The sequence below is a fragment of the Chryseobacterium sp. C39-AII1 genome (assembly GCF_039672645.1).
GTDB lineage: Bacteria > Bacteroidota > Bacteroidia > Flavobacteriales > Weeksellaceae > Chryseobacterium.
This window is the reverse complement of sequence record NZ_JBDFPQ010000007.1, coordinates 174068-195061: the sequence shown is the minus strand read 5'-3', so window position 1 is coordinate 195061 and position 20994 is coordinate 174068. Positions and strand designations below refer to the sequence as shown.

At 36.3% G+C, this 20994-nt stretch carries 13 protein-coding genes; 5 read left to right on the top strand and 8 right to left on the bottom strand.

The features are described from left to right. Window positions 1–76: 76 nt before the first annotated feature. From ABEG63_RS12985 to ABEG63_RS12970, 4 genes are all read right to left on the bottom strand, one after another. Window positions 77–2086: a flotillin family protein gene (locus ABEG63_RS12985; RefSeq protein WP_346585336.1), complete on the bottom strand. Its 2010-nt coding sequence runs from the start codon at window positions 2084–2086 to the stop codon at window positions 77–79. Between the two features lie 106 nt (window positions 2087–2192). After that, entirely contained in the window at window positions 2193–2846 is a 654-nt protein-coding gene (locus ABEG63_RS12980) for a hypothetical protein (RefSeq protein ID WP_346585334.1), read from the bottom strand. Window positions 2847–2849: 3 nt separating this feature from the next. After that, the gene (locus ABEG63_RS12975; RefSeq protein ID WP_346585333.1) at window positions 2850–3551 is read right to left on the bottom strand and encodes a PspA/IM30 family protein; all 702 of its coding nucleotides are present in this window, start codon (window positions 3549–3551) and stop codon (window positions 2850–2852) included. Window positions 3552–3571: 20 nt separating this feature from the next. Next, on the bottom strand, window positions 3572–3967 hold the full coding sequence (locus ABEG63_RS12970) for a YbjN domain-containing protein (protein WP_267402762.1): 396 nt from the start codon (window positions 3965–3967) through the stop codon (window positions 3572–3574). A gap of 121 nt (window positions 3968–4088) precedes the next feature. Here ABEG63_RS12970 and ABEG63_RS12965 point away from each other — a divergent pair, with 121 nt between their 5' ends. Further along, window positions 4089–4688 (top strand): helix-turn-helix transcriptional regulator, encoded by a 600-nt coding sequence (locus ABEG63_RS12965; protein ID WP_346585332.1) that lies wholly within the window; start codon window positions 4089–4091, stop codon window positions 4686–4688. A gap of 224 nt (window positions 4689–4912) precedes the next feature. Here the strand turns inward: ABEG63_RS12965 and ABEG63_RS12960 are convergent, their stop codons facing one another. The 4 genes from ABEG63_RS12960 to ABEG63_RS12945 all read right to left on the bottom strand — a co-directional run bounded on the left by ABEG63_RS12960 (window position 4913) and on the right by ABEG63_RS12945 (window position 11700). Then, window positions 4913–6169: an efflux RND transporter periplasmic adaptor subunit gene (locus tag ABEG63_RS12960; protein ID WP_346585330.1), complete on the bottom strand. Its 1257-nt coding sequence runs from the start codon at window positions 6167–6169 to the stop codon at window positions 4913–4915. A 2-nt stretch (window positions 6170–6171) separates the two neighbouring features. Next, window positions 6172–10536, bottom strand: coding sequence for a CusA/CzcA family heavy metal efflux RND transporter (locus tag ABEG63_RS12955; RefSeq protein WP_346585328.1), 4365 nt, complete (start codon window positions 10534–10536; stop codon window positions 6172–6174). A gap of 154 nt (window positions 10537–10690) precedes the next feature. Further along, the gene (locus ABEG63_RS12950) at window positions 10691–11017 is read right to left on the bottom strand and encodes a DUF6660 family protein (protein ID WP_346585326.1); all 327 of its coding nucleotides are present in this window, start codon (window positions 11015–11017) and stop codon (window positions 10691–10693) included. A 50-nt stretch (window positions 11018–11067) separates the two neighbouring features. Next, window positions 11068–11700: a TetR/AcrR family transcriptional regulator gene (locus ABEG63_RS12945; RefSeq protein ID WP_267431560.1), complete on the bottom strand. Its 633-nt coding sequence runs from the start codon at window positions 11698–11700 to the stop codon at window positions 11068–11070. Window positions 11701–12267: 567 nt separating this feature from the next. On the opposite strand from ABEG63_RS12945, the gene ABEG63_RS12940 reads away from it, so the two are divergent. The 4 genes from ABEG63_RS12940 (at window position 12268) to ABEG63_RS12925 (ending at window position 20983) form a co-directional block, all read left to right on the top strand. Beyond that, complete coding sequence (locus tag ABEG63_RS12940) at window positions 12268–13668, top strand: glycoside hydrolase family 28 protein (protein WP_346585325.1); 1401 nt, start codon at window positions 12268–12270, stop codon at window positions 13666–13668. A 1-nt stretch (window position 13669) separates the two neighbouring features. Then, window positions 13670–17233, top strand: a complete 3564-nt coding sequence (locus ABEG63_RS12935) for a DUF4450 domain-containing protein (protein ID WP_346585324.1) — start codon at window positions 13670–13672, stop codon at window positions 17231–17233. Window positions 17234–17466: 233 nt separating this feature from the next. Further along, the gene (locus ABEG63_RS12930; protein WP_346585322.1) at window positions 17467–19602 is read left to right on the top strand and encodes a hypothetical protein; all 2136 of its coding nucleotides are present in this window, start codon (window positions 17467–17469) and stop codon (window positions 19600–19602) included. Between the two features lie 337 nt (window positions 19603–19939). Continuing rightward, complete coding sequence (locus ABEG63_RS12925; RefSeq protein WP_346585320.1) at window positions 19940–20983, top strand: GntR family transcriptional regulator; 1044 nt, start codon at window positions 19940–19942, stop codon at window positions 20981–20983. Window positions 20984–20994 lie beyond the last annotated feature (11 nt).

The following is a 20994-nucleotide window of genomic DNA, read 5'->3' as shown; positions in this document are numbered from 1 at the left end:
AAGTTTTCGCGAAAATCCGCTACCGACCATGAGAGTTTTACTGATGTTTATGTTGAGTTCAATGGTTCTCCAATGGTTATTGCAAAGGCTTTTGATCTACTCCTAAATGTTTGGCCATATCTAAAGCCCTATGCAGAATTCCTTTTTCATTTTGATCTGCCACGCCATTCAATTTAAATATCAATGAAGCAACGCTCATATTTTTAATATCTTCTGATGAAATATTGTATTTATTCACCATTCTCATTACTTTGCTGATGATATTTTCATTACCATCCAGCAAATTATCTCTCAGCAATTGGGCATTTTCACTGTGATTGATGAATTTATCAATTCCTTTTCCTGCAGAAACCTGACGAATCACGTTGTCAAAGAATGTGTTATCACCGCCAACGATGTCGATATTTGCAGATTTGAATGCTTCTGCCAATACCAATGCCTGAGCGTCTGCAATCTCTTTCTGGATAGAAATTTGTGCCAATTCCACTTCTTTTTCTTTAGCCAATGTTAAACGGAATTCTTCGTGCTCTTTTCCTGCATCATTCAGCTTTTTCATTGCTTCGGCTTTTTCGGTAATTCCGGCAGCTTCTGCCAATGCTTTTTCTTTGATAACTTCAGCCTGAGCAATACCTTCCTTCTTGATCGCGTCTGCCTTTTTCTCGATAACAATCGCTTCCACAATTCCCTGTCTTTCGGCAACATCTGCCTTCGCCTGCATTACCTGAGCTTCAGACAAACCTACCGTTGCCTCTTCTTTTGCTTTGGCATCTGCAATAATCTTGCGAGCTTCTGCTTCTTTTTCAGCGGCATCTCTTTTTGCCTGAGCTTCGATGACATATTTCTGAGCATCTTTTTCGGCTGCCAATTTGCGGGATTCTGCGGCTTTTGTTTCCTGAATTAATTTTTTCTCCGCTTCCTGAGTCGCCATCGTGATTTCCACCTGCTTTGTTCTTTCAGCGGTTTTAAAAGCTTCAAGATCTTTGATTCCCTGTTGCTCTTCCACAACCGTTTTTTCCATTGTCAATCTCTCACGAATCGCATCCTGAATGGTCTTCTTTTCGAGTTCAATCGCTTTGTCTTTTTCGATTTGCGCCAAAGAAACGATTCTTTCTCTTTCTGTTGCTTCAAGCGCCTTATCTTTCAGTACTCTTTCAGTTTCTACAAGATCGGCGCGTTCTTTATTTTTAGCAGCAATAACCACCTGACGTAATTTATTTTCTTCTGCAATCTGCAATTTTTCTTCGGTAGCAATTCTTACGGATTCGTATTTCAGACGTTCTTCCTCTTCCACTTTTAAGATCTCTGCATTTTCGCGCGCTCTGATATTGGCAACTTCTCTTTTTTGAGACTCTTCTTTTTCAGCCAATTGTTTTTCCAATTCAAGAATGGCTTCACGGGCTTCTACATTCTGTTTGGTGATTGTTTTTTCCTCGTCTCTGCGAACCTGATTGGCTTTAATATTCTGAGTGGCGGTTAATTCTGTAATCTTCTTGATCCCTTCAGAATCTAAGATATTGTCTTTATCTAATTTATCAATAGAAGTCTGTTCAAGATAATCAATCGCACAGTCATCCAACACGTAACCATTCAGGTCTGTTCCGATAATATCTAAAATTTCCTGACGAAATTCGCTTCTTGCTTCATATAATTCGGTAAAATCAAATTTTTTACCAACTGTTTTTAAGGCTTCTGAAAATTTAGCTTCAAAAAGCTCGCGCAAAGTATTGGTATCCGATGCTCTTTGGCAACCAATTGTTTGACCCACATTCACAATATCATCCACCGATTTATTTACTCTGATAAAGAAAGCCACCTGAATATCGGCTCTCATATTATCCTTACAAATCAATCCAGCCCTTCCTTCTCTGGAAATTTCAAGCTTTTTAACTGAAATATCCATAGATTCCATACGGTGGATCACAGGAATTACAATTCCGGCATTAAAAAATACTTTTGTGCCTCCGTATCCTGTTCTAAGCATTACAATTCCCTGAACAGTTTTTTTGTACATCGACAGTACCCAGAAAATGAGCCCTACCGTAGCAATTACAACAACAATGATTCCGACAATTAAAGGTATGTTCATAATTTAATAGTTTATATATTAATGTGTTTTTTTTGGTTAAAAATTTAAAGAAATGATAAAATATAGTTCAGAATGAGCATAAAAAGAGAAAACATGACATTGGTTTTTAAAATTTAAAAACATGATCTACAACGTAGAATTTTCTTCCCGGCTCTTCATCTACAATCATCACCCGCGTTCCGTGTTCAAGCTTTTTTCCGTTGTTGCTTTTCACCATCAGGATCATAGGATCGCTTCCGATGAAAACTTCCATCATCCCGATCTTTTCGCCTTCAATAGTAGATTTTAACCTTCCCTCTCTTCCCAGAAAATCGTGAGATCTTTCTCCCTTATGATTGATTTCTTTGAAAAAAGGATTGAGTGGCTTTAAAATCAGTTTCGTTACAAACAAACTCACGATCAACAACGGAACAACCATTAATGCTTCTGCCCAAGTGGGCAACGAAATAAAAACATTAAGGTAAATAGACCCCAACCAAGTAAGTAAAAGAACCAAGGTAAGAAAGTAGGTCATCGGAACAATATCCAGATTCAGGAATTTGAGAAAATGCGCCCAGGCAGAAGGATCGTCCGAAATATGAATATGGCCGTCCGGAGCGTCTATATTCGTATCGACATCTATGTCAGAATCTATTCCTACATCAATATCCAACCCTGTAAGCATGGTAAAAATCCAGTAAATGACTGACAGTGTCAAAAGCACGCTCAGAACCGTATTTACGGGAGAAAACGCAATATGTAAAAATTCCTGAAAGGTCATTCTTTAGCCTTTTTTAAGTGATTCTTTTAGTTTTTGTAAAGCATCTCCTGCTTCTGTCTCCTCATTCTTCACCAAAGCATCAATTTCTTCATCCACTGATTTTCCTGCTTTGGAAATCTCCAGATAAGCCTCCGCTTCGGCTTCCTGCTGTATCACTCTCTCTTTCAGCTTCTCCAGCATACTTACCGTTCCGCCTGTATCTATCTGGGTCATTTTCTGATTGATATCGCGGGTTGCTTCACTTACCTGAACTCTGGCGTTTAATGTTTTAAGCTCTGTTTCCCATTTAGAAATACTCGCTTTCAGATAATCGATATTCCCCTGCATTTTATCGCAATCTCCGTGAAGCTTTTCAGATTCCTCTTTCAAAGAAGCTACCTTCTCCTGAGCGGCAGCCTGTTTTTTTAATGCTTCTTTTGCCAAACGATCTGCTTCTGCGCCATCAACCTCTCCATTTTCTGCTTTTTGAACCAACAGCACTGCTTTTTTATAATACTCTTTAGCCGATAACTCTTCTGCTTCCGCTTCATTTTTTTTACGGATAGACAATGCTTTCAGTTGTGCCAATGCCTCAATTTTCTCAGCAAGCTGTTCTTTCATCTCTCTGATTCCTTGCTCCGTTAATTTTATAGGGTCTTCGAAATCATCAATCACAGAATGAAGCTCTGCTTTTCCTATATTTACTAATCTTTTGAAAATGTTCATTTTAAATATTTTTAGTGGAATTACTTACTCATTTCGATCATTTCATTGGTAAATTCACCGACAAGAATTCCCAAAGAATTGATAGAGGCCATAACCTCGTTTTGTGCCATATTATCAGTCGGTAGCGTATCTCTGAAGATCACGCGTTTTCCGGTATTGTCTAAAACAAAAGCACCGTGTACAATATCTCTGTTTTTCTGAAGAAGGGTTTTGTATATTTTCTCAGTCGGATTTTTAACCTCGAAAAGAAATTGCTCCATAATAAGGATAGAATCCGAGACGATAAGGATCATATTTTTGATTCCGTGCGATTCTTTCTCAATGATAAGAATTCTTCTGGCTTCATCATCTAAAGTAATATTAAAACCACTATCTAACAGCCATTCTTTAACTCTTCTAAATATTTGATTTCTCATAAGCATCCATGTTTATTACTAATTCTGTTTCACAAATATAGAATTTTAATTTTCAAAATGCAAATATTTTTAGCAATAAATTTCATTCATTTGCTGTATATTTGCAAAAAAGATTAGACTAATGAGCTTTTTCGGAACTAATATAAAGAAGATAAGACAGGTAAGAGGGCTTAGCCAGAAAGCATTTGCAGACCTTTTTGAACTTAACAGAGGGGTAATCAGCTCTTATGAAGAAGGACGAGCAGAACCCAAAATAGAAACCTTATTAAAAGTAGCAGATTACTTCAATTTAGATTTACATAATTTATTAACAGAAACATTACAGGTTAATCAATTAGCAAGCGGTTCAGATATCGATCATATAATGTTTGCAGCAGATCATTTGCCAAATGTGGTTTTAAATAATGATCCAAACACTACAAAACTGCAAAAAATATTAGCAAATATAGATTTAGTATATGAATTCTCTGAAGGCAATAGTCTTTTATCGAATTATCAGTATGGTGATATTTTGTTTTTGAACAAGACTAACAAAAGTAAAGAACCTTTCTCAACTCTTATCGCTCATATTGACGGAAATCTTACATATTATTCTGAAATTACAGAAAAAGAAATACCGCAAGCCGAATTTTATAAAATAGTTGGCTATATTTCCTTAGCGGAAAAGAAGAATATTCTTGGGGAAATTTTGGAGAGGTTGGAGAGATTGGAGAGGAAATGATGTGTTTTCACGCCACGAATCCACGAATGATAATCAATTATTTTTTAGTACTAAAATAAAACCAGTGTCATCTTCTTTATCTACAAGCCTATTTTTTAAGTTTAAACCATCTCAAATTAATCACAAAGACATAAAGAAAGCGGACTAAAAGTCCGCTCTCATTAATCAAGATATTTTAAAAATGTACGATGAAGATTATCTTTCAAAATATATCAGATACAATTCTAATGCTCATGCTCTCCTGAATTGGTCAGTTTTGCATTTACGAAAAAGGCGCCTTTCACCACAATTTTAGCATTCGGAGAAATATTTCCTACAGAAGTAATGGCTGTGTAGCCCATATCCGTTGAGCCTTTGATAATTTCAACCTTTTCAAAATTCATTGTTTTTGATTGATTTTTAGGCTTTTCTTTTTCATGGCTCTCATTATTTTCCTCTTCATGCTCATCAGGTTTTTTATCGGTCTGCACAAAAACATAATATTTTCCGTCTGCTTCTACGATAGCCTCATTAGGAATGGCTGGTGTTGTACTTTTATCAAGACTTACAATTCCAGTGATGTTCATTCCGTCAATCAAGCCAGTTTTATTCCCTGTTACATTGGCATGAACGGAAATCGTTTTGCTTTCATTTTCAAAAGTCGATCCTACGCTGTAAATGGTGGCATCATACTCTGTTTCAGGATTGTTGGTTAGTTTAAAATGAACAATCTGCCCCACTTTCATTTTAGGCAAATCTTTTTCAAAAACCTGTAAATCAAGATGAATCGATTTGTTATCAATAATTTCCAAAACCGGAGACGAAATATCAACATAGCTCCCGATCTGCGCATTAATATTGCTGATCGTTCCACTGATTGGAGCTGTAATAACCAGACCCGATTTTAGATTTCCGTTGTTTACACTTCCCGGACTAATTCCCATCATCTGAAGCTGTCTTTGTAAAGAAGCTTTCTGCGTTCTCAGACTTTTCAGTTCCGCATCGGCACTTTGAAGATTCTTTTTAGCTCCGGCATCGTTGTCAAAAAGCTCCTTTTGTCTTCTGAACTCCTGTTCTGCAAAAGAAATTCTACTGTTTACCGTAAGATATTGTTCCTGAAGCTGAATATATTCCGGATTGCTGACGGTCGCCAAAACCTGACCTTTCCTTACAAAATCGCCAATCTGGAAATTAATGGTTTTAATTATTCCTCCATACAAAGAGGTAACCGTTGCCTTATTGTTATTAGGAACCCGCAATAATCCATTAGCTTTGATAGTTGAGGTTAATTCTTTCATTTCGATGGTTCCCAATGTTACACCGACTGACTTCATTTGTTCATCAGTTAATTCCGCGATGGTTTTCGGCGCTTCTTCATGTTTTCCTTCCGCCTGTTCAGTTTTTACTTCTCCCTGAATTTCTTCTGTGGAGCCTTTCTTTCCGCAGCTAACTGCTAAAATACTAACCAGAATTAAAGAAAGGATGCTATTTTTGATTTTCATTTTTATTGATTGATAATTGAATTAATAGTAACGACAGATTCATTCACCTGCTGAATAGACTGCAGATATTTCAACTGAATATTGGTAGCCGTCTGTAATGCGAAAAGATATTCTACATAAGAGATTTCTCCGGTTTTATAGCCTAATTGTCCGGCTTTGGTAATCTTTTCAGCATTAGGAATCGCCTGATTCATATAGTATTCATATTGTTTTACATTCTGCTGATATTGGCTGAAAGCATTTTCGAGCTGAGCTTCCAGTTGTTTTTGCTGAAATTTCGCATTCGATTCTGCCATTTGTTTCTGATAATCAAACGACTGCATTCTTGCTTTTGTTGCTCCAAAAGTGAGAGGAATGGAAACGCCGACGGTCGCCGAATGAAATCTGTTTCCTCCGTTAAAATACTGCTCCATCCCATTCACAGTCTGAAAACCGATCAAAGATTGATTGGTATACCCGATCGTAAATTCCGGAAGTCCTTGCGATTTTTCAACATTTTTATTCTTTTCCGCAATCTCCATTTCCTGATAAAAAGCTTGTATAGAAGGGTGTTTTGCAATCGCTGAACTGTCTAATATATCACTTACTTTTAAAGGTTGGTAATTTAAGTCAAACGGAACAGCCAAATCTTCAGATGTATTTAAAACTGTTTTAAAATTTTTATAAGCATTCATCAAATACACTTCATTCTGCTTCAGCAATAGATTAATTTCACCTTTCTGGGTTTCAGCAGTATTAATTTCAATCTTTTTAATATCTCCCGCTTTAAATCTCACCGTTGCAATTCTGATGAAATCATTATACAAACTATCCAGATTCTCCAATTTTGATTGATTATACTGCAAATATTCAATCTGATAATAATACGTTCTCACCTGCTTTGCCAGTTCATTTGCAGAAATCTCTTTGCTGATTTGCTTTCCTTTAATTTCCTCATTAATCAATTCTTTTTTTGCTTTAAACAAAGTCGGAAACGGAATGGTTTGATAAATAGAAAAAGATTGGTCGAATTTCTTAGAATTATATTGCCCCAACTGAGCATCAACATTCATTTTCGGGAGTTCTTTTGCTGTAGACATTAATGCTTCAGATGATTTTAAATCTAAATCTTTAGACTTCATTAAGTCACTATTGGTTAAAGCCATTTGAAGTGCCTCTTCGATGGGTATAGGTTTTCCCTGTTGTGCTTTAAACATTGATCCCAAAAATAAAAATCCTAAAACTACCACCGTTGTTCCTGCTTTAGATGCAATTTTTTTTAAATTAATAGTAGAATTAAAAATAATATACAACATCGGCAACACAAACAAAGTCAGAAAAGTAGCCGTCACCAATCCACCGATAACCACAGTTGCCAAAGGTTTCTGAACTTCTGCGCCCGCACCCGTGGAAATCGCCATTGGTAAAAATCCTAATGAAGCGACGGTTGCTGTCATAAGAACAGGTCTTAATCTTGTTTTAGTTCCTTCTAAAACTCGCTTTAAAATATTTGTTTCGCCTTCTTTTTCGAGCTGATTGAAAGTTCCGATTAAAACAATTCCATTCAAAACGGCAACTCCAAATAAGGCAATAAACCCGATTCCGGCACTGATACTGAACGGCATATCTCTCAACAATAAGGCAAAAACTCCCCCAATCGCACTCATCGGAATAGCGGTGAAAATCAATGCAGCTTGTTTGAATGAATGAAAAGTAAAATACAACAACATGAAAATCAGCAACAATGAAACCGGAACAGCAATCATCAATCTTTCGCTGGCGGCTTTTAAATTTTCAAACTGCCCCCCATAGGTAAAATAATATCCGGAAGGCAATTTCACTTGTGAATCCAGTTTTTGTTGAATTTCTTCAACAACACTTTGCACATCACGGTCTTTTACATTAAAACCAATCACAATTCTTCTTTTTCCCGCTTCACGGCTGATTTGAGCAGGTCCCAGTTTATAACTTATATTCGCCACTTGAGAAAGCGGAACCTGAGCCCCAGAATTGGTTGAAATCATCAGATTATTGACATCATCAATATTGGTTCGATGCAAACTGTCTAAACGAACCACCAGATCAAACCGTCTTTCATTTTCAAAGACCTGACCGGCAGACTGTCCTGCAAAAGCGGTGCTTACGGCATTATTCACATCTTCAATATTCAATCCGTAATTCGCCATTCTGGTTCGGTCGTATTCCACATTAATCTGCGGAAGCCCGCTTATCCTTTCAATTTGTGGTGAAGTTGCTCCCTGAACCGACTGAATAATCTTTGCCGTCTTGTCTGCGTATACAGAAAGGGAATCTAAGTTTTCACCAAAGATTTTCACAGCAACATCCTGTCTGATTCCTGTCATCAATTCATTAAAACGCATCTGAATCGGTTGGTTTTTCTCAAAGAAAACTCCGGGAATTGTTTCCAGCTTTTCGGAAATTTCATCAGCTAAATCTTCGTAGGATTTTTTTGTTTTCCATTCTTTTTGAGGTTTTAAAACAACAATCAGGTCCGTGGCTTCCGGCGGCATCGGGTCGGTTGGAACTTCGGCTGCTCCGGTTTTTCCGACAACCATTTTAACCTCATCAAACTGTTTGATAATTCTTGAAGCCTGCATCGAAGTTTCAATGCTTTGGCTTAAAGAGCTTCCTTGTGGCAAAATACAGTGAAAAGCATAATCGCCTTCCTGCAGCTGAGGAATAAACTCACCTCCCATTCTACTGAAAATTAAAACAGTAATCGCAAACAATGCAACCGTTCCTCCGACGAGCACATATTTTATTTTTAAAGCTTTTTCCAATAATGGCTGATAGATTTTCTGAAGCTTATTCATCATTTTATCAGAAAAATTCTCTTTGTGTAAAGGTTTTTTAGACAAAAATAAAGCGCTCATCATCGGAATGTAGGTTAATGATAAAATCAATGCTCCTAAAATGGCAAATACGACTGTTTTTGCCATAGGCGTGAACATTTTCCCTTCAACACCAACTAAAGTTAAGATCGGAATATAAACGATTAAGATGATAATTTCTCCAAAAGCTGCGCTACTTCTGATCTTCGATGCCGAAAGAAAAACTTCTTCATCCATTTCAGATTGCGTGAGGATTTTATTGGTTTTTCTTAAGCCTAAATGATGTAAGGTAGCTTCAACAATAATCACAGCACCATCTACAATCAAACCAAAATCGATTGCTCCTAAGCTCATTAAATTGGCACTTACTCCGAAAACATTCATCATTCCCAACGCAAACAATAGAGAAAGCGGAATGGCTGATGCCACGATTAATCCTGCTCTGAAATTCCCGAGGAAAAGAACCAGAACGAAAATAACGATCAACGCTCCTTCAATTAAGTTTTTTTCAACCGTGTTTATGGCTCTTCCAACCAAATCTGTTCGGTCTAAAAAAGGTTCGATCACCACATCAGCCGGAAGCGATTTTTGGATCGTCGGAATTTTATCTTTAATACGTTGAACCACTTCATTGCTATTGGCTCCTTTCAGCATCATCACAACACCGCCAACAGCATCTACTTCACCATTATACGTTAAAGCTCCATAACGAACGGCATGACCAAGACCAACATTTGCAAAATCTTTTATGAAAATAGGAACACTTCCTGTTTCATTTTTTACCGCAATATTTTTAATGTCTTCAATCGAAGTCACCATTCCAATACCACGGATGAAATAGGCGTTTGGTTTTTTATCAATATAAGCTCCACCTGTGTTCTGATTATTTTTTTCAAGGGCCGTAAATATATCGCTGATGCTTATCCCCATTGCCTTCAAGCGATTCGGATCGATGGCGACCTCATATTGTTTTAATTCCCCACCAAAACTGTTAATCTCTGCAACTCCTGGCGTTCCGTTGAGCTGTCTGCGCACAATCCAGTCCTGCATGGTTCTCAGTTCTTTACTGCTATACTTTTTTTCACTTCCTTTTTTCGGATGAAGAATATATTGATATACTTCGCCCAAGCCTGTACTTACGGGAGCCATTTCAGGGGTTCCTACTCCTTTTGGAATTTCTTCGGAAGCCTGTTTTAACTGTTCGCTAATCAACTGACGGGCAAAATAAATATCTACATTTTCTTTGAAAACTACTGTAATCACGGAAAGTCCGAATCTTGAAATACTTCGGGTTTCTTCGATATCAGGAATATTGGCAATACTCTGTTCGATAGGAAAAGTAACCAATTGCTCTACTTCCTGACCTGCCAACGTTGGGCAAACGGTGATTATTTGTACCTGATTGTTTGTGATGTCAGGTACGGCATCGATAGGTAATTTGGTGGCACTCCAAGTCCCCCAAATAATCAACATCAAGGTCATTATACCAATGACAATTTTATTCTTGATGCTAAATTTTATGATTTTATCTAGCATTAGATTTAATTTTTATTGAAAATCGAACTCATTTCATCTATAAATAATGAAAATTAAGAGCGACAAAAATGAATGGAATACATTGCAACGGTATTGCAAAATTTCCACAACAAATTAATGAAAGACATTAGCCTTCAATTACAATCAATAAAAATTAAATTTTAGGGGGTTGCCAAATCTGGTCGTACACCAAATACGCAAAATCGTTTTTCTGAAAAAGAATTTTCTTTGAATAATAGCTGTGAACCTGCTCCGGAAATGAAATAATGGGTTCAACTTTAAAAGAAGCTACCGTAATCTGGCAGCAGTTGCATGAACATAATGGCGAACAAACATCGGTCTTATCTTTAGAATGATTATCTGTCTGAAATGTTACTTTTAAAACCTCATCCACCGTTGGAGACTGCGCATGTATATCACCACATGGCATCAATGACAACACCAAAAAGTAAATTGTAAGCAAAAGTCTCAAAATGTTCACGATGCAAATTTAGGTAATTTCTATAATAAAAAATGAATAATCATTTTAATCTACAAATTTTCATAAGACATCTGCGTCATAAAAGAAATTGCTTTTTTTATGTGATCGCGACCTTCGGAAGTAGTAAGATTAATTCCGCAAAAAGTTTCCCCATTCACCGAAGAATACATGTTCAAATAATAAAGTCCGGCAACCATAATGGCCATCACCGACCGAAATTCCTCAGAATGTTTTCCAAAATGCGGATCTGCAATATTTTTAAAAATATACTCTCCGTTGGCTTCCTGAGTATCTGTCATTTTTCGTAAAGCTTTTCGGGATTCTGCCAAACGCCAAAGCAAAAGTTTCTGTGCATCTTTGTTGCTATGCACGTACTCATACTGCATTTGTAACATTCCTTCGATGATTTTTCTTCCGCCATCATCTACCTCAGGCATCACCTTATCAGACGTCAGATTGCTCCAGTAATCCTGAGAGCGAATATATTCGTCTAGCAACCCGTCCATACCTCCAAAATAGGTATAGATCATTTTTTTGTCAACCCCAGCCGTAGCTGCGATGTGATTTATCTTTAATGCGGCGTAGCCTTTCGTTTTCAGGATTTTTCCTACTGCATCCAAAAACTTTTTTTTACTTCGTTCTTTGTTGCGGATACTGCCTGCTGCTGGTTTTCTTTCCATCATTAAACATTCAATATACAAGTTTAAGAAAAATTTTATTATTTTAGACACTATTTAGTGTCTTAATTTTTATATATTTGCACCAAACTAAACCATTCTATATATATTTAAACACTAGTAAGGTTGAAGAAACGAAAAAAAATAATTCAGATTCAAAGCAATAACAATCAGAATTTCAAATTTCGATCCCTCAGTTTCAATGCTTCAGAATACATAATGAAGCAGTGGTAAAAGATTGATTAATACACAAACGAAAAACAATTTATACCGCAAATCGCTAAGGTAAAAACACGAAAACCTAACAGCATCATTAGATTTCTAATGGTGCTTTTTCTTTATAATGAATCAGCAAAATCCGTTGGCTGAATTTTATAAGATCTATTAATATTTAGAATAAGAAAAAATTACTATTTTTCTAAACCTTAATTATGCCTAAATTGCGCAATCGATTACAAAATCAAAATACGCCGACAGTGCAGGATAATTCTTTATAACAATTAATTTAGATTGCGATTAATAAAAGAATGATCCTAAACTATCTTTCTTTAAACCTAAATATTCACTGACATTATGATAAAACTTGCCCTAACTCTTACTCTCGCTTTATCGATATCGTTATCGGCTCAATATAAGCCGTGGACTTCCGCAAAACAACCTTTAAAAGAAATTCAGGCTTTAAAAAAGCAGATCAAAAAACCGGAATTCAGAAAAGTTGATTACTTAATCACAGATTTCGGAGCAGTTGGAGACGGAAAAACGAAAAATACAGAAGCTTTCAAAAAAGCAATCGAAAAATGTAATGCAGAAGGTGGCGGAAGAGTTGTCGTTCCAAGTGGAGTTTTCCTAACGGGAGCCATTTACTTAAAATCTAATGTCAATCTTCATTTAAGCGACGGTTCTACGATTCTTTTTAGCCAAGACAGCAACGACTACCCTATCGTTTTCACACGTTGGGAAGGAATGGAATGTATGAACTATTCATCTTTAATCTATGCTTACGAAGAAGAGAATATCGCCGTGACCGGAAAAGGAACTTTAGACGGAAATTCAGATTTGGATAACTGGTGGTTCTGGTGTGGTGCAACAAAATACGGTTACAACGAAACTCGTCCGGGAAGACAAAATCCTGCCCGTGCGAAACTTCACGAATATATGGCACAGAGAAAACCTGCAAGAGAAAGAATTTTTGGAGATGGTTATTATTTAAGACCCAATTTCGTTCAGCCTTACAAGTCTAAAAACTTCTACATGGCGGATGTTTTGGTAAAAAATTCTCCAATGTGGAATTTGAACCCTGTTCTGTGTGAAAATGTTTTAATTGAAAGAGTAAAAGTTATCAGTCACGGACCAAACAATGACGGTTTCGATCCTGAAGCTTGTAAAAATGTTTGGATTAAAGATTCATATTTCGACACTGGAGACGACTGTATCGCCATCAAATCCGGAAGAGATGAGGATGGAAGAGACATCGGAAGACATGCCGAAAACCACATCATCGAAAACTGCGAAATGAAAGACGGTCACGGTGGAGTCGTAATCGGAAGCGAAATTGCAGGCGGTGCTAAAAATATTTATGCTATCGGAAATATAATGGACAGTAAAAATCTTGATCGTGCGTTGAGAATTAAAACCAGTTCAAGCCGTGGCGGAATCATCGAAAATGTATTTTTCTACAATACAAAAGTGGGTGCTTATAAAGAAGCTGCCGTTCGTTTCAATATGCATTACGAAAAGCCAGGAAATCATATTCCGACAATGAGAAATATCTGGGTGGAAAATCTAACCGTTGACAAAGGTGGAAAATATGCTGTATTTTCTGATGCTTACGAATCTTCTCCGGTAACAGATTTCACAATGATTAATGCTAAAATGGTTGGCGTTCAGATCCCTTATAAAGTGGATTATATGAAAAATGTGACTTTGAAAAATGTAACCGTTAACGGACAACCATTAACTGAGTTAAAACCATAAAATGCGCAGAAAAACCATTTTCGTCGGACTTATTGTTTTATCGGCATTTTCACATTCTTTTGCACAATCAAAACATTGGCAGAACAAAGAGCGTGAACTGCACTATAAAGAAGACAAAGGCGATTTTTTATTGGTTAACGGAAAATACCGTTTCAATCGTGCATTGTATGGAGACAATCGTGTATCGAGAGTTGAAGCCGGAGATTTGCCGGAATTTGCATTGTATCTTCCGGGAATGGGCGGAAATCTTCAATTCGTTATTCAGAAAGGAAATTCAATTAAGAAATTAATTAACGCTGATAAAATTGAAACAAGATATCGTCCCGGAACGATGTTGTATGAAATTAAAGACCCAATTCTTGGAATAGGAACTTTGAAATTAACTGTTTTAGCTCAAGCCAAAGAAGAAGGTTTGGTTTTGAAAATGGAAACTGTGAATATAGATTCATCAACAAAAATCTATGCAGTTTTTGGCGGAGCAAGCGGAACAACTTTCAGTAGAAACGGCGACATTGGCGCAGATCCGGAATCCGGATTTTATCTGTTGCCTGAATATTGTCTGAATAATCAGTTTCAGATTAATAAAAATCAATTCCAACTCAATTATTTAAATAAGAAAAAAGAAAGTCAAATCGTTAGTGGAAGTTTTTCAAACGTTAATTTGTTACAGCAAACTGATGCTCAGACTTTAGAAAAATTGGCTGAGTTTACTCAAAATAAAACAGATAAATCTCCGATTGTTTACGCTTCCTATTCTTCTCAAAAGAATCCGATTTATATCCAAATTGCAAAAGGGAAATCAGCTAAAAACTTTTCAGACGAAGATTTAAAAAACATATTTAATGAAGCTGAAAAAGCTCGTTTAATATTAACCAATCGAATTCAGCTCAAAACTCCGGATGCAGATTTGAATAATTTCGGAGCGAATTTAGCCGTTGCAGCCGACGGAATCTGGGAAAGTCCGACTTTTCTTCACGGAGCAGTTGCTTGGAGAATGCGACTGAATGCGTGGCGTGGCGCTTACACAGCAGATGCGTTGAGTTGGCACGACAGAGCAAAAGAACATTTTGAAAGTTATGCCAATTCTCAGGTTTTAAAACCTGATTTTGCGCCTGTAGAAATGGATACATTGCTTCATTGGGCGAGAAGTGCGGAGAAAATGGGGACTTCTGTTTTTTCGAGCGGATATATTTCCAGAAATCCGAATGACAATACCAAACCACATCATTACGATATGAATCTGGTGTTTTTTGACCAGCTGTTTTCTCATTTCAATTACACGGGAGACAAAGAATTTCTCAAGAAAATGTGGCCCACAATGGTTCGTCATATGAATTGGGAAAAACGGAATTTCAAACGTGGTGATTTGTATGATGCGTATGCGGCGATTTGGGCAAGTGATGCGCTTCAATATTCAGGTGGAAAGGTGACACATACTTCGGCGTATAATTACAGAGCCAACCGTGAAATGGCGAAACTGGCGAAAATCATTGGCGAAAATCCGCAACTTTATGAACAGGAAGCTGATGCGATTTTAAAGGCGATGAAAAATGAACTTTGGATTAAAAACAAAGGCTATTTTGCTGAATATAAAGATGCTTTGGGCAACCAAATCGTTCACGATAAACCGGGAATATGGTCGATTTATCACGTTTCCGATGCGTTTATTTTGAATGAATTTGAGGATTATCAGAACTTACAATACATTAATAATCACACCCCGAAAATTCCGATTACGGTAAAAGGTGCGGAAAATAAAGACTATTTTACATTAGCAACAACGAATTGGCAACCTTACGACTGGTCGATTAACAACGTCGCTTTGGCAGAAAATTTACAGACCGCTTTGGCGTATTGGCAAGCTGGAAGAAATGAGAATGCCTACCAACTTTGGAAAGGAAATCTGGTGGAATCAATGTATTACGGCATCAGTCCGGGAAATTTTGAGCAACTGTCTCATTATGATGCATTTCGTGGCGAATTGTACCGGGATTTTGCCGACCCGATTGGTGTCGCTTCACGAACTTTGACAGAAGGACTTTTCGGCGTTTATCCGAATTTATTGGAAAATAAAATCAGCATTAAACCTGGTTTCCCGAAAGACTGGAATTCTGCCGAATTGAAGCTTCCGGATTGGGATTATCAGTTTACGAGAACTTCGAAGAAAGCTGAATATATTTTCACTTCAAAATATCAAAATCCAATTTCGTTGGAAATGCAGATCCCTGTGAATGATTCCAATATCAAATCGGTGAAAGTGAATGGTAAAAAAGTGGATTGGAAAATTAAACCTAATTCTATTTTACAGCCGATTATTCAGTTTGAAACACCAAAAGGAAAAGATTTTAAGCTTGAAATTAATTATTCCGGAGAAGAACTGAAAAACGAACAGACAGATTTTACTAATTATATTTCGGAAAATCTTCAGTTGAATTTTGATTCAAAAAAGAAAATTAAAGATATTCTTGACCCTCAGCAATTAATTAAAAACCGAAATGGAAATCAATTTAGTTTAATTCAGGAAGAAAGAAAAGGAACTTTTTTCGTTCAGGTCGAGCAAAATGGGACGACTTGGTGGCAACCTGTGAATGTAGATATCCGTTTTCCTTTGGAAACAAAATGGGCGAATAAAAAACTACAAATTCAGTCAAAATCAACAAATTCAATTAATGGAAAACTGAGTATTAATGGTTTAAATAAAACTTTTAGCATTCAGAAAAATGAAAATACAACCATTGAAATTCCAACAAATTATTTAAGCAAAGGAACCAATTCTATCAATCTTGAATACAACGGAATCAAACAAAATATTGAAATCACAGATTGGGAAATTGAAAACCAAGGTCAGTTCAATACTATTTCATTAGCTTCAAAATACAACGAAAAAGTAACTGAGATTTTCAATCAGAAATATCTTTCGCCAAGATTGAAAGTACCTACTCTACAGCTTCCTTGGCAGGGAATCGGGAATTGGTGTTATCCGTTAATAACAGCTCAAATCGATGACAGCGGATTGATGAATAAAAGAAAAAATGGAAAGGTTGATTTTCTTGGAATTCCTTTTTTAATTGATAAAACAGATAAAAATATTGCTTTTGCAAGTCAGTGGGATAATTATCCTGATTCTATTGAAATTCCTCTGAGTGGAAAAGGAAAGAAAATCTATTTTCTGATGGCTGGTTCTACGAATCCGATGCAGTCGCAGATTATAAATGGAACAATTACAGTTCAATATACTGATGGTTCGACTTCAAAATTAGAATTAAAAAACCCAACGAATTGGTGGCCGATTGAGCAGGATTTGTTTGATGACAATTTTGCTTTTGAAATTCCGGATGATAAAATTCCGTATCGGGTTCAATTGAAAACAGGCGAATTATATAAAGGCGGAAGTTTAAGTAAATATTCCAGCATTAAAGGATTTACAGACCGTCAGATTGATGGTGGGGCTGCAACGATTTTGGATTTACCAATTGATGCGAATAAAGAATTAAAATCTGTAAAACTAACGGCTGTGAGCAATGATGTCGTAATGGGAATGATGAGTGCGACTGTTTTGAGATAAATTAAATGCCACGAATGCACGAATAATTAAATAAAAAATTCGTGCATTCGTGGCTGATAAAAAATAAATAATTTAAACCGCAAAAGGTTCAAAAGAAATTATTGGAAAATAAGAAATTCAAAAGTTTACAAAATGTATGGTTTATATTCTCGTTTTGCCAGCTTTTGAATAGCTAAATAATAAGAGAAATCTTTTGCCTCTTTTGTGGTTAAAAACAAAAAATAAATTTAAAAATGAAGAAAATTGCAATATATCTGAGTCTTTTCTGCATCGGATTTTCATCCTTAAATGCTCAGAAAATCGACCGAAAAAAGGTCGTTCAGCGACATAATATCGTCAATGTAAAAGCAGATACTTTATCAACTTTAACGGTTGGAAACGGGAAATTTGCTTACACGGTTGACATTACCGGAATGCAGTCGTTCCCTGAATATTATAAAAATGGAGTTTCTTTGGGAACGCAGTCAGAATGGGGCTGGAACAGTTTTCCAAATACTGAAAATTTCAAATTTGAGGAAACTTTAAAGCCTTACGATTTCAATAATGACGGTCGAAAAGCGTTGTACAGTGTTCAAATTAAAGAACCTGAACGCAATAAAAAAGCTGTTGAATATTTCAGAGTTAATCAACATCGTTTGCAACTCGGAAATGTGGGAATTGAACTGATTAAAAAGAACGGTCAGAAAGCACAGGTTTCAGATATTCAAAACATCAATCAGAAAATCGATTTGTGGACGGGAATTATTACGAGTGAATTTACTTTAGAAGGAACTCCTGTAAAAGTCTGGACTGCTTCTTTCCAAAATTCTGATAAAATCGGGGTTAAAATAGAGTCGGATTTAATTTCTCAAAAAAGATTGAAGGTTTTCGCAAAATATCCTTATCCGAGCGGACAGTTTTTGGATGAAGCAGCTTTTTATGGAAACGCTGATAAACATTCCACAAAAATCATTTCATCAAGCTCAACTCAGGGATTGATTGAGCATAAACTGCAAACTGCAGATTATTTCACGCAATTATATTTCACCGATGGAAAATTGAGCGAGGCTGGAAAACATTATTTTGTTTACGAGCCTTCTTCAAAAAGCAAAAATTTAGAATTGACGGTTGAATTTTCAGAGAAAAATCAAAAAACTTCAAAAAGCTTATTCGCTGATGCTGAAAAAGAAAGTATTTCCGGCTGGAAAAACTTTTGGGAAAGCGGTGCAGCGGTTGATTTTGAAGGAAGTACCGATAAAAGAGCCAACGAATTGGAGCGCAGAATTGTTCTGTCTGAATATTTAACGAAAGTTCAGTGTGGAGGAAGCAATCCGCCGCAGGAAACAGGTTTGACATTCAACAGCTGGTACGGAAAACCACACACAGAAATGCATTGGTGGCACGGTGTTCATTACGCTTTGTGGGGAAGACCGGAGATTTTGGAAAAACAATTAGATTATTATTTCAGGTCGTTTGAAAAAGCTAAAAAATTAGCGGAAAGACAAGGGTATAAAGGCGTTCGTTGGATTAAAATGTCAGACAATGATGGAAATGAAAGTCCGTCTTCTGTGGCTGCATTTTTGATTTGGGAACAACCGCATTTGATCTATATGACTGAGCTTTTATACCGTCACAACAAAGACAAAAAAGTTTTAGAAAAATATAAAAATTTGGTTTTTGCAACGGCTGAATTTATGGCTGATTTTGCAACGTATGACAAAGAGAAAAACCGTTACAATCTTGGAAAAGGCGTAATTCCTGCACAGGAAGTTTTCCCTGCAAAAGATACTTTTAACCCTACTTATGAAGTGGCGTATTGGGATTGGGCATTGAAAGTGGCTCAACAATGGAAAGAAAGATTGGGTGAATCGAGAGATAAAAAATGGGATGATGTGATTACGAAATTGGCTCCGCTTCCGGTTCAGGATGGAGTTTATTTATCAACGGAATCGGCAAAAGATTCTTTCACATTTCCAAAATGGATGACCGACCACCCTGCTGTTTTAGGAGCATTAGGAATGGTTCCTGAATCTCCAAAATTGGATAAAAAGATTATGAAAAACACATTGGATATTGTTTGGGAAAGATGGAACTGGGGTCACACCTGGGGTTGGGATTTCCCGATGACCGCGATGACAGCTGCAAGATTGGGACTTCCGAATAAAGCGCTGGATGCTTTATTTATGGATATTCAGACCAATACATATCTTAAAAATGGTCATAATTTCCAGGATGGACGTTTGAGAATTTATCTTCCTGGAAACGGCGGTGTTTTAACAACTGTTGCCATGATGTTGGAAGGTTGGGATAATTCGACAGGACAATATCCTGGCTTTCCGAAAGATGGAACCTGGAAAATAAAAGCCGAAGGTTTTAAAAAGATGCCTTAAAAAATTTCACATTCATATAGCTGAAGTCTGTTCTTACGAAGAGCAGGCTTTTTTATTTAAAGTATGATACTCGAAGATCAAGGTTAAGATTAAGGTTAACGTAAAGGTTAAAATTGGTCATTATTTTAAAGTTATGTATGATTTCCGGGGATTTTGAGAATTTAAACGTATATCAGGTAGTAAATACAATTATTTAAAAATCAACCATTTAAATTAATTTTCAAAATTAAACATGACGAATATCATTTATTGTAAATTTTTGTATCTTTTCTGAACCGTTAACCTCTTTATTACATTAGTTTTTTAAAACTAAAATAATCCTTTGTACCGAAAAGCCATGGCAGAAACGTTTGAAATAAACATTAATGAAAATTCCAGAGTTCCGAAATATAAGCAGATTGTAGATTCTATCCTGAACGGAATTGATGGTGGAGAAATTCAGATTGGAGAAAAAATTCCTTCGATCAACGAGCTCAGCGAATCTTGTTTTCTTTCAAGAGATACCGTTGAAAAAGCCTATAAAGAACTTAGGAAAAGGCAGATTATTGAGTCTGTAAAGGGAAAGGGATATTATATTTCGCGTGTTAATAAAAATAATACCATTAATATTTTCTTCCTGATCAATAAACCGAGTACTTACAAGATGATGATTTATAATTATTTTGTGAATGCAATCGGTTCCAAAGGCAATGTGGAGATGTATATTTACCATTGTGACGAAACGCTTTTTATCAATTCATTAAAGAAAAATTTAGGCGGATTTGATTATTATGTCATTATGCCACATTTTCGGGATGAGCAGTCGAAACACACGAGTTCAACACAGGAAGTTATTGATATGATTGAACAAATTCCGAAGAATAAATTATTGATGCTCGACAATACTAAGCCTAATATTTCGGGCGAATACGGCTCTATTTTTCAGGATTTTGAGCACGATATTTATGAAGCATTAGAGGAAGGTTTAGACAAAATCAGGAAATATGAGAAGATCATTTTGGTATATCCTGACAAGTCGATTCACCCCTACCCTTTCCGTATTGTTCGCGGTTTTGAGAAATTCTGTAAAGATTTTAAATTGGATTATGAGATTTTGGATGAAATTTATCCCGATATGGAATTACAAAAGGATATTTTCATCACCATTCGTGAACGTGATCTGGTAAATTTGGTAAAGCAAATCAGACAAAATAATATGAAATTAGGTGAAGATATCGGCATCATTTCCTACAATGAAACTCCACTGAAAGAATTGCTTGGAATTACGGTTATTACAACAGATTTTAAAGCAATGGGGGAATCTGCAGCGTATATGATCCTAAAAAATAAAAAAGAATCTGTAAATAATGTGTTTAAATTTATTCAGAGAGATTCTTTATAAATTATAATCTC

What these genes read in the sequence shown, in the direction of transcription:
- ABEG63_RS12930 (WP_346585322.1), top strand. Translation starts at nt 17,467, where the DNA reads ATGAAGAAAATTGCAATATATCTGAGTCTTTTCTGCATCGGATTTTCA.
- ABEG63_RS12955 (WP_346585328.1), bottom strand. Translation starts at nt 10,536, where the DNA reads ATGCTAGATAAAATCATAAAATTTAGCATCAAGAATAAAATTGTCATT.
- ABEG63_RS12965 (WP_346585332.1), top strand. Translation starts at nt 4,089, where the DNA reads ATGAGCTTTTTCGGAACTAATATAAAGAAGATAAGACAGGTAAGAGGG.
- ABEG63_RS12960 (WP_346585330.1), bottom strand. Translation starts at nt 6,169, where the DNA reads ATGAAAATCAAAAATAGCATCCTTTCTTTAATTCTGGTTAGTATTTTA.
- ABEG63_RS12980 (WP_346585334.1), bottom strand. Translation starts at nt 2,846, where the DNA reads ATGACCTTTCAGGAATTTTTACATATTGCGTTTTCTCCCGTAAATACG.
- ABEG63_RS12985 (WP_346585336.1), bottom strand. Translation starts at nt 2,086, where the DNA reads ATGAACATACCTTTAATTGTCGGAATCATTGTTGTTGTAATTGCTACG.
- ABEG63_RS12945 (WP_267431560.1), bottom strand. Translation starts at nt 11,700, where the DNA reads ATGATGGAAAGAAAACCAGCAGCAGGCAGTATCCGCAACAAAGAACGA.
- ABEG63_RS12925 (WP_346585320.1), top strand. Translation starts at nt 19,940, where the DNA reads ATGGCAGAAACGTTTGAAATAAACATTAATGAAAATTCCAGAGTTCCG.
- ABEG63_RS12940 (WP_346585325.1), top strand. Translation starts at nt 12,268, where the DNA reads ATGATAAAACTTGCCCTAACTCTTACTCTCGCTTTATCGATATCGTTA.
- ABEG63_RS12935 (WP_346585324.1), top strand. Translation starts at nt 13,670, where the DNA reads ATGCGCAGAAAAACCATTTTCGTCGGACTTATTGTTTTATCGGCATTT.
- ABEG63_RS12975 (WP_346585333.1), bottom strand. Translation starts at nt 3,551, where the DNA reads ATGAACATTTTCAAAAGATTAGTAAATATAGGAAAAGCAGAGCTTCAT.
- ABEG63_RS12970 (WP_267402762.1), bottom strand. Translation starts at nt 3,967, where the DNA reads ATGAGAAATCAAATATTTAGAAGAGTTAAAGAATGGCTGTTAGATAGT.